Genomic DNA, 8,856 nt, shown 5'->3' with positions numbered 1-8,856 from the left:
CCCCCACCGAGCAGAGCCACCCACGGCAGATGACGCTCGGAGAGGTCGGGTCGGAACCCACTACCGGTGGTTAGCCGGTATTCCCATGCAGGGAAGCCGCGCCGTTCACGGCGCGGAGGATGTCACCACAGTATGTGGAGTCTCGGATTAAAATTCAGTAGGCAGAGAGATCGGCTTGAAGCAGGTTGTTATCTTCTGCCGTTGACTGGATGATTCCCGCGACTTCTTCAAAACGGTTTGTCGATTGGAGGACATCAAGAACCGCTTTTAACGGGACATCAAGCTCGTATTCATGATATCGACCCGCAGAGAGTCCCTCATTGCGTTCATAGACACTAATCAAGCCTAACATATTCATATCTGACAAATGGTCACGGACTCGTCGTTCACTCACACTATCAGCATCGAGCCGGTCACAAATTTTCACATACCGATGATAGAGATCACGCGACCGAATTGGTACTTCATCCAGGGACTGATGATAGGCAAGCGCACAGAGAACGGCGTGGCCCTGTGTTGTAAGTTCTTGCATCCCTTCGTAGAGCTGGTTTTTCTCTAACTCATCCTGTGCATTCCGGACGTAGTCCTCTGTCACGCACTCAGCATCTTCTGCTTGTGCGATTTCACCGGCTTCTCGAAGCAGGCGAATGGCCTGTCGAGCAGAGCCAGTGTCCTGGGCTGCGAAGGCAGCACACAACGGGACAACATCGCCCTCTAGCACACCGTCGTGGAATGCCTTCTCGGCACGCGGGTTGAGAATTGAACGGAGTTGGTTTGCATCGTATGGGGGAAAGAGGATCTCTTTCTCTGCTAGAGTATCCTTAACTTTTGGCGAGAGGTTCTCACGAAATTGGAAGTCATTACTGATCCCAATGATTACTGGACGGGCATCTTCGACGTAATTATTGGAACGAGCTCGGGGAAGACCATAGAGAATGTCATCAGAATGCCCAATATTGTCGATTTCGTCGAGGACAATTATGACGGTCCCCCCAAGTCGATCTAATTCCTCATAGAGAAGATTGAACACTCGTTGTTGAGAGTACCCAGTGGTGCTGATTCGATCTTTTCCTTGGTCTCTCCGGAGTTCATTCACCAGTGCAACGGCAACTTGATACGACGACGAGAGATTTTCACAACTGACCCAGAGTGTCGAGAGATCTACGTCATCGTATTCCGCTGCATCAGTCTCGAGGTGAGAAAGCATGAACTTCGTTGCAACTGTCTTCCCGGTCCCTGTTTTGCCATAGAGGAAAATATTGGATGTCGGCCTATTATCGATGATGGGTTGGAGCGCTCGTTGATATTTTTCGAGTTCGTCATCTCGCTCGCGGATGTCCTCGGGTTCATATGAGTCATCGAGAGGTTCCGCATCTGCGAACACTTGCTGATCCCGCTCGAACATCCCCATGTAAGATGGGCACATTGTGCGTCCTCATAAAACCACCCCTTCCGTAGCTTCCGAAGCGTCCGAAGCTCGATGATATTTAAGCATACGCGATCCACCGTTTCCTAAGCTAGCTTGTTTTTATAACACACTCACTCCATCGTTTCCGAAGCTATCGAAGGAACAGGTATCGAGTGATTGTTTAGTATTTTGTCTAGAGGGAAACGTTTATCACTAACGCAGATAAACCAAACCCGCACTAGCAAAATAGTATCTAGCAGCTAGAGATCAAGTCAATTGATGTGTCTTGTTCTGTGAAGTCTCCGGCACTTCTTGCTGCCTTCTCTGATGGACACTCTTCCCATTTGGTGGATAGCTTCGGAAACAGTGGTGTGAGGGTGGTCTCTTGAAACCCTCTTCGAAAGCTCCGGAAACGGTGGAGGGTTCCAGACTGTTCTGTGTATATCTCTCGGCACACTCAAACGCGGATATCTTGCTGGATACTCTTTCTATGCCTGGTTTACTTCGGAAACGGTGGTGTGTCGCTGAGAAACTGGTAGTATCAGTTCAGGCTGGGTCAACCGGTCCCACGTATTGACTCCTGACGGTCTCACCGTCTCGCCACTGGAGATAGTAGTAGTCACGATCGTCGATGGTCTTCGTTGTGAGCGTTCCCTTGGTTGACGGGAGTGCTGCTTTCTCACGCGCTGCTTGGAGTTGCTCTTCCCACTCATCGTCGCCCCAGTCATCTGGTGTCTCGACGTCGGTCGGTTGGTCGTCCGTGGTTGCTGTGTCGAGTTCGTCGAGAAGGATTTGGAGGTGATCGACTGCCTGGTCGTAGGCTGTGGCCGCCGACTCATCCAACGACGTCCTGTCTACTTCTTGGAGCTGTGCAAATGCCGCCTCGGTATGGGAGTAGTTGCTCATCTGCTAACCAACAACGGTCCGTATATGCTTGGAGTTGTTGGTTAGCCCATTTGGTAGTCTGGTGTCTGTACTACGCAACAGAACTACTACCCAACAAAGACTCTCGTCTGCCACTATAGCGTGGGTTGCTCTTTTGATTTCAGTTCATTCCGTGGCTAAAGCTGGTTTTCGCCTTGTGCCTTGTGTGAACCATACTTCCTGTGCCCGTTTTTAATTTTCAATTCTGATAGTCACACCCGAACCGTTATTCCTTCGCTTATGTTATTTTACTATAATGAGCACCGGATTTTCGGATACTATACGCGTTCTCCATATCGATGACGAACCGGACTTCGCCGAGCTAACGAGCGAGTTCCTTGAACGGACGGACGACCGCCTCATTGTCGAGTCGGCAGCCACTGTACGCGACGGATTGGAACGACTTGCGCATGGCAGCTTTGACTGTCTCGTATCCGACTACGATATGCCCGGACAGACCGGCATCGAGTTTCTCGAAACCGTTCGCGAAGACGATCCAGACCTTCCGTTCATCCTATTCACGGGAAAGGGATCCGAGGAAGTGGCTAGCGAGGCGATTTCGGCCGGCGTGACCGACTACCTGCAGAAGGAAGGCGGCACCGACCAGTATGCAGTACTGGCTAATCGGATTACCAACGCCGTCGGGCATTACCGGTCACGACAGCTGGTCGAACGGAGCGAAACACGACTGCGAGAGATCGTCGATTCGCTTCCCCATCCCTTGTACGTCGTCGACGAAGAGGGCCAGCTGCTGCTCGCCAACGAGACACAGGCGGCAATCCACGATCTATCTGTCGACGAGCTCGAGGGCACCCACGTAACTGACGTGCTCGATGGACCGGCAGCCAAGCAACTTCGAGACGCCATCGCGGACGTAGTGGAAACAGGGACTGCGACCCGCATTGCTGCACTCGATGTTCCCGACGCTGATGGCGAGAGACATGTGTATGAGTCACGGTTACTGCCGTATGACATCGTAGACACCGACAAACAGGCTGTTCTGGGGATTGCTACCGATATCACCGACCGCAGACAGCGAGAGTGTGAGCTCGAACAAACCCGCGAGCGCATGCAACTCGCACTAGCAGAGACTGATTCGATCATCTTCGAGATCGACTGTGCTACTGACGAAGTCGTTCGTCACGGTGCGTACAGCGACTTTTTCGATCTCGAATCGGGGGACGCACCGACGTGGACGGAGCATCTCACACAGGTCGTCCATCCAGATGATCGCGACGAATTCATTCGCTTTTACCGGCAGCTTACTGCTGGCGACCGTGACCGCGGTGAACTCGAATATCGAACGGATCCCGAACTGGGAAGCGTCAACTGGATTCGGGATACTGTCTTTATCGAAGAGGGGGATGATAGGGATGCTCGACAGGTACTCGGCATCGCTCGCGACGTTACTGACCACAAGGAACGTGAACTCGAACTCCAGCGGGCAGAACGGCAATATCAGGCGATTTTTCACGATCCGAATATCCTCGTTGGCCTAATCGATACGGATGGCACCGTTCTCGATATCAACGAGACCGCGATGGACTACGTCGAGATGCTCCATGAGGACGTGATTGGTATGCCGTTCTGGGAGACTGCATGGTTCGATCATTCTGCTTCTCTCCAAGAGGAAGTCAAGACGTGGGTGGACCGAGCTATGGATGGTGAATACGTCGAATTCGAGACCGATCTCGTTCGACCGACCGGTGAGCCATACACAGTCGAGGGCGTCTTCCGACCAGTGACAAACGACGATGGAGAGGTCGTCTCGCTTATTATCTCCGATCGCGAGGTGACCGAACAGAAGGAATACGAGCGGGTGCTCGAACGGACGAACGCACTGCTATCCACGCTGTTCGAGACGCTTCCCATCGGTGTCATTGCAGAAGACGAGGAGAGAAACGTCGTCGCGATTAACGAACAACTGGTCGATCTGTTCGACTTTCCGGGGACGCCAGACGAACTTCGTGGCGCCGACTGTACCCGACTGGTGGAGGAGGTCAGCGACATGGTCGTCGATCCAGATGGGTTCGTCGAGCAGATCGACCATCTGGTGGCCGAGTGTGGTCCGGTTCGCAACGACGAGGTGGCACTGCAAGATGGCCGGACGTTTTCGTGGAGCTATCATCCGATCGAACTGCCGGAAGAAGCTGGACATCTCTGGGTGTACCGCGACATTACTGCACAGAAGACGCGCGAAGACCGCCTTGCGGCACTCAACGAAACGACACGTGAACTGATGGCCGCCGACACACGTGAGGCGGTGGCCGAGATTGGTGTCCAAGCGGCTCGCAATATTCTGGGGATGGATGCGAACGCAATCCATCTTTACGATGACGAGCGGGCTGCGCTCGTGCCCGTCGCAGCGAGTGCTGCCGGGCAGGAGCTCGTTGGTGACCCGCCGACGTTCACAGGCGGGGACAGTATCGCTTGGCGTGTCTACGAGAGCGGTGAGGCGCTCGCCCTCGACGATGTTCACGAGGACCCAGATATCTACAATCTGGACTCGCCAGTTCAGAGTGAGTATCACCTCCCACTTGGGGAGCGTGGCATCTTGATTGCTTGCTCAGACGAGTCTGAAGCGTTTGCCCAGCACGATATTGTGCTCGGTGAGATTCTGGCGAGCAACGTCGCCACGGCACTCGGACAGGTTGAACAGACCGAACAGTTGCGGGAACGCGAGCAGGAACTGACCCGCCAGAACGACCGCTTGGAGGAGTTCGCCAGTGTCGTCTCACACGATCTGCAGAATCCACTGCAGGTGGCGGAGGGACGGCTCAAACTTGTACAGGAGGAGTGTGAGAGTGAGCATCTGGATGCAATCGAGCGCGCGCTTAGTCGGATGGACGCCTTGATCGAGAATCTTCTGACGCTTGCCCGCGAGGGCAACCGTGTACAGGAACTGGCAGTACTCGAACTCTCGACACTCGCCACGAACTGCTGGCAGAACGTCGACACCGCAGACGCAACACTCCAGCCGAACACTGAACAGATCATTCGGGCCGACGAAGGCCAGCTGAAGCAACTGCTGGAAAATCTTATCCGGAATGCAGTCGAACACGGTGGTGACGATGTGACGGTGACTATCGGTGATCTTAGAGACGGGTTCTATGTGGCGGACGACGGCCCGGGTATCCCACCAGCCGAACGTGATGCGGTGTTCGAGGCTGGCTATTCGACATCGGATACTGGAACTGGCTTTGGATTGCGTATCGTCAAACAGGTCGTCGAGGCCCACGGGTGGGAGATGACGATTACCGAAAGCGACGCCGGCGGCGCACAGGTCGAGTTGACGTCCCTTTCGGTTTGACCTCCTGCACGGGTTTAGCCTTGGGAGCAATCCGACCAGTACGTTCTCCTCACTTGAGACTGTAGTTAGACGGAGATCCCATATGAGCGCATTCATCCATCTCATCGCGGACTACGGGCAGTCAGATCCGGCCTTCTCGGAGGTCGTCCACCGGCTGAAATACGAAGATCAAACCATCGACGTCCAGACGACTGCAGTACCCCCGTTTTCGACGGTCGCGACCGGCTTTTGGATCGCACAACTTGCGTTGCACAATCCAGTGTTTGACGAGCTTCTCGTGTACTCGAATACCGCCCCGCGAACGGAAGCAACCACACCGGACCAGGCCGATGAAGGCGGCGATCTCTGTTACCTGGAGTTGGAGAATGGTGTTCCTGTCGTTGCCGTCGACGCCGGCTACAATCTCTCATTCGTCAGAGATCGGATTCAGGAGTATCGCGTGATCGAGCTCCCAGCGACTGGGGGACAGTTTCGGTCACGGGACGTCTTCCCGACTCGAGTTGTGGAACTCGCGAACGGGAACCGACAGTCGCTTGGCCCAGCCCGATCGCCCCAAACGATCCCGTCGGTCCCAGACCAAACGGTTTGTCACGTCGATGGGTACGGCAATATCAAGACCTCGATTCGGGCCTCCTCACTCGACCAGTACAGTGAGAGGCCCACGCTCAGTATCAATGCCGAAACGAAAACAGTCACTATTGGCGAGGGGGTGGCCGACGTCGCCGAAGGCGAGCTCGGCTTTATCCCCGGCTCGGCCGGTGGTTCGGATCCCTACGCGGAACTCTTTTTGCGTGGCGGGTCTGCGGCGGCCGCATTCGACCACCCACAGCCGGGCGATTCGATTCAGTTTCAGCCCTCATAGGTCAATATCGGGATTGAGCGAGGCCTTCTCGACGATAGAGAGGACAAGGCCGGTTGCCTCAATACTGCGCTCGATCCAGACTGAAAGGAGATCGGTGCCATCGACGAATCAAGCAACCCTGGCTGATCGGTGCCGACTACATGTACTATCATCTGATCGACGCCGATCCGGCGATCAATTACACACAGTAGCAGAGTCAGAGCGGTCTCAAAGGTATCGGCGCACTCCGCGTGTACAATCCCCGGAAACGGGTCCGAGACAACGATCCGGAGGGCACGTTCATCAAGCGATGGGTGCCCGAACTCGAAGCAGTCCCCTCGAACCATCTCGATCGGCCCGAGCGGCTACCGCTTCATCTCCAAAATGAGTTGGATGTCACAATTGGTGAGACGTATCCGTATCCGGTCGTCGACTATGAGCAGGAACGTCAGGAGGTACTCGAAACGTTCGGCGACCTTCGCGCGGAGTCCGAAGCGGCATTTAGCGATCCCGAGGTCTTCCGGCGAGCCTCTCTGTCGCCGAAGAGTCAGCGCATGGTCGAGGAAGCACTCAATGAACCGTCACTGGCTACTGACGATGGCAATACACAGGCATCAGCTTCTCAAGCCGCACTTTCCCAGTTCGACAAGTAATCAGCTGAAGACTGAATTTGGATGCTGTACTCGGAGAGACGGGACAGAAAATATTCACCTAGTGAAAATCTTCACTAGATAAGTACACTTCCCCTGGCGCCGTCGACTAGACTACTAAGAGAGACCAGACAGCTGACCAATCGATCGACAGGGTACTACTGATGAAGCTGTGTGGCCGGCTTAAGACTGAAGTGACCTACAGCCATCTGGTCGCCCTCTTAGTGAGAGGTGACTACGATGAAGCAAGATAAACAAGACGTCCCGGTCAGAATTGACACACCAGACGCTGTCGCCCGTCAGCAGATAGGGTTCGGTGACGCAAGCGAATATGGGGAGCTCAGTGGCGAGTACTTCACGTTCGCTGCGGGAACGGATATCACGCCACTGTTGCAGGGACTCGAGGATGATCTCTGTCAGTGTCCACACTGGGGCTACGTCCTGGCAGGGACGCTCACTGCCAGCTATGCAGACGGACACGAAGAGGCCACCGAGGCGGGGGATCTCTTCTACTGGCCGCCAGGTCACACGATTCGAGCGAACGACGATTCCGAGATCGTCATGTTCAGTCCACAAGCCGAGCACACTGCAGTCATCGACCACATCTTTGAACAAGTGAGTGAGTGAATGAGGACATGGAACGAGCCACTGCAGCGTCACCAGAGCCGGCTCTGGAGACGGAGGTTGCGTGCCCGCATTGTGAGCGATCTGTGACCATTTCGAGGCCGGATCGAGAAGCCGACGTCACAGTACGTCCGTACGTCGCAGCCTATGGATCCCACAGCACTGTCCACTGTCCAGCGGGACATACATTCTGGGTGTACGACTGCTGAGAGCCGTCATCTCAACCCTCATCGCCCGTTTTTGGCTCGAACGAAGGATTATATATGATGGTGTGAGGATATCTATCATGGGGCCCGCGATTCAGGCAATCGAGTTTCTGGCGCGGTCAGAACATCGTGTCGCGACATTGGAAGCGCTTACTGACGAACAATATGATCGGCGCGAACTACGTGCTGTGACTGGGGCCTCTGATCCGACGATTGGACGCATTATCCGCGACTTCGAAGACCGCTCGTGGATCGTGCGTAACGGACCGGCCTACGAACTCACGCCGTTGGGAGCGTTCGTGAGTGGTCGGTTCCTCGCCTTGCGCGAGGGGATGCGAACCGGTGAAACCCTCCGTGAGGTTTGGCAGTGGCTGCCCCAAGAGATGGAAGGATTTGCAGTCGAATACTTCGAAGATGCTGTCGTCGCGTATCCTGGACCGAACTATCCATACACGCCGATTGAGCGGGTCACGTATCTTCTCGAATCGACTGATTCGATTCGGGGGCTCGGAACGACGATCTACAAGTCGGGGAACCTCGATGTGTTTTGCCAGCGTGTGCTCGATGGCATGGAAATGGAGTATATTTACTCGCCGCCGATTCTCGAGGCGATCGTCGACTGGAATCCCGAGCTGACCGCGCAAGCGCTCGCTTGTGACAACTGTACTCTCTACCTGCACGACGCACTTCCGGACGACAATCGGTGTGGACTCAACATCATGGACGAGTGTATCGGCATCTGTGGCCATGATCCCGAGACTGCTCAGCTATAGTAATCGTTAGAACTTTCCGCCCGTAGTACGTTGAGTGATGTAATGGACCATCTTGACGAGATCTCCGTCAAGGAACTTCAAGACGCTCTCGACAACGTGGACGGAAACAAGCCGACACAA

At 54.8% G+C, this 8,856-nt stretch carries 8 protein-coding genes; 6 read left to right on the top strand and 2 right to left on the bottom strand.

Annotation, left to right across the window (positions count from 1 at the left end; genetic code table 11):
• Positions 1 to 154 precede the first annotated feature (154 nt).
• The gene (locus EGH23_RS25925) at positions 155 to 1,411 is read right to left on the bottom strand and encodes a Cdc6/Cdc18 family protein (RefSeq protein ID WP_220582876.1); all 1,257 of its coding nucleotides are present in this window, start codon (positions 1,409 to 1,411) and stop codon (positions 155 to 157) included.
• Between the two features lie 543 nt (positions 1,412 to 1,954).
• Entirely contained in the window at positions 1,955 to 2,314 is a 360-nt protein-coding gene (locus tag EGH23_RS25920; protein WP_220582875.1) for a DUF6788 family protein, read from the bottom strand.
• Between the two features lie 274 nt (positions 2,315 to 2,588).
• Here EGH23_RS25920 and EGH23_RS25915 point away from each other — a divergent pair, with 274 nt between their 5' ends.
• From EGH23_RS25915 to EGH23_RS25895, 6 genes are all read left to right on the top strand, one after another.
• A complete protein-coding gene (locus EGH23_RS25915; RefSeq protein ID WP_220582874.1) occupies positions 2,589 to 5,642 on the top strand; it encodes a hybrid sensor histidine kinase/response regulator in 3,054 nt (1,017 codons plus the stop codon).
• 82 nt (positions 5,643 to 5,724) lie between these two features.
• Complete coding sequence (locus tag EGH23_RS25910) at positions 5,725 to 6,504, top strand: SAM hydroxide adenosyltransferase (RefSeq protein ID WP_220582873.1); 780 nt, start codon at positions 5,725 to 5,727, stop codon at positions 6,502 to 6,504.
• 230 nt (positions 6,505 to 6,734) lie between these two features.
• Complete coding sequence (locus tag EGH23_RS25905; RefSeq protein ID WP_220582872.1) at positions 6,735 to 7,136, top strand: FAD-binding domain-containing protein; 402 nt, start codon at positions 6,735 to 6,737, stop codon at positions 7,134 to 7,136.
• A gap of 237 nt (positions 7,137 to 7,373) precedes the next feature.
• On the top strand, positions 7,374 to 7,760 hold the full coding sequence (locus EGH23_RS25900) for a cupin domain-containing protein (RefSeq protein WP_220582871.1): 387 nt from the start codon (positions 7,374 to 7,376) through the stop codon (positions 7,758 to 7,760).
• Between the two features lie 8 nt (positions 7,761 to 7,768).
• Entirely contained in the window at positions 7,769 to 7,966 is a 198-nt protein-coding gene (locus EGH23_RS27475; protein ID WP_425433287.1) for a hypothetical protein, read from the top strand.
• Between the two features lie 77 nt (positions 7,967 to 8,043).
• The gene (locus tag EGH23_RS25895; RefSeq protein ID WP_220582870.1) at positions 8,044 to 8,736 is read left to right on the top strand and encodes a helix-turn-helix transcriptional regulator; all 693 of its coding nucleotides are present in this window, start codon (positions 8,044 to 8,046) and stop codon (positions 8,734 to 8,736) included.
• The last annotated feature ends 120 nt before the right edge of the window (positions 8,737 to 8,856 follow it).

The organism is Haloarcula nitratireducens (genome assembly GCF_019599505.1).
The sequence above is the reverse complement of the archived record's forward strand: the minus strand, read 5'-3'. Positions and strand labels throughout refer to the sequence as shown.

Bases quoted from the DNA above. Each gene is read 5' to 3' on its own strand.
- EGH23_RS25910 (WP_220582873.1), top strand. From the start codon at position 5,725: ATGAGCGCATTCATCCATCTCATCGCGGACTACGGGCAGTCAGATCCG.
- EGH23_RS25925 (WP_220582876.1), bottom strand. From the start codon at position 1,411: ATGGGGATGTTCGAGCGGGATCAGCAAGTGTTCGCAGATGCGGAACCT.
- EGH23_RS27475 (WP_425433287.1), top strand. From the start codon at position 7,769: ATGGAACGAGCCACTGCAGCGTCACCAGAGCCGGCTCTGGAGACGGAG.
- EGH23_RS25900 (WP_220582871.1), top strand. From the start codon at position 7,374: ATGAAGCAAGATAAACAAGACGTCCCGGTCAGAATTGACACACCAGAC.
- EGH23_RS25915 (WP_220582874.1), top strand. From the start codon at position 2,589: ATGAGCACCGGATTTTCGGATACTATACGCGTTCTCCATATCGATGAC.
- EGH23_RS25895 (WP_220582870.1), top strand. From the start codon at position 8,044: ATGGGGCCCGCGATTCAGGCAATCGAGTTTCTGGCGCGGTCAGAACAT.
- EGH23_RS25920 (WP_220582875.1), bottom strand. From the start codon at position 2,314: ATGAGCAACTACTCCCATACCGAGGCGGCATTTGCACAGCTCCAAGAA.